The organism is Aquabacterium sp. A08 (assembly GCF_011742065.1).
Genome location: NZ_JAAQQT010000024.1, coordinates 1 through 739, shown reverse-complemented (window position 1 = coordinate 739; position 739 = coordinate 1). Strand labels below are relative to the sequence as shown.

Here is a 739-nt window from a genome sequence, read left to right as displayed (position 1 = left end):
GTGTCGGCGATCACCGCCACCTGGGCCTCGTCCAGGTCGGGGGCGATTTTCACAAACAGCGGCTTGTGCACCCCGTGGCGGTCGGCCAGCTCGGCACGGCGCGCCGCCAGCGCCCCCAGCAACTGGTCCAGCGCCTCGTCGCTTTGCAGCGCGCGCAGGTTTTTGGTGTTGGGGCTGGAGATGTTGACCGTCACGTAGTCGGCGTGCGGGTAAACGCCGCTCAGGCAGGTCAGGTAGTCGTCGGTTGCGTTTTCAATGGGCGTGCCTGCGTTCTTGCCGATGTTCAGCCCCAGCAGCATGCCGCCCGGTTGCGGGCGCTGGCGCAGGCGCGAGCGCTGGACGTTGGCCACGAAGGCGTCCAGCCCGTCGTTGTTGAAGCCCAGGCGGTTGATCAGCGCCTGCTTTTCCGGGATGCGGAACATGCGCGGCTTGGGGTTGCCCGGCTGGCCCTTGGGCGTCACCGTGCCCACTTCCACGAAACCGAAGCCCATGGCGCCCCAGGCGTCGATGCAGCGGGCGTTCTTGTCCAGCCCGGCGGCCAGCCCGACGCGGTTGGGCAAGCGCAGTCCGGCCAGGGTGACGGGGTCGCTCACGCGCGGCTGCGCCGCCAGGCACATCAGCGGCGTGTGCTGGATGCGTGCCAAGTTGTTCAGCGTGAGTTCGTGCGCCGCTTCCGGGTCCATGTTGAACAGGAAGGGGCGGGCGAAGGAATAAGGCAGCAGGGACATTGGATAATCGC

1 protein-coding gene is annotated in these 739 nt (G+C 67.5%); it reads right to left on the bottom strand.

Annotated features, from left to right (window positions below; translation table 11 throughout):
• Positions 1 to 728 (bottom strand): quinone-dependent dihydroorotate dehydrogenase (locus HA630_RS26645; protein ID WP_166831964.1); only part of this gene is annotated, 728 nt, incomplete at its 3' end.
• Positions 729 to 739: the final 11 nt, after the last annotated feature.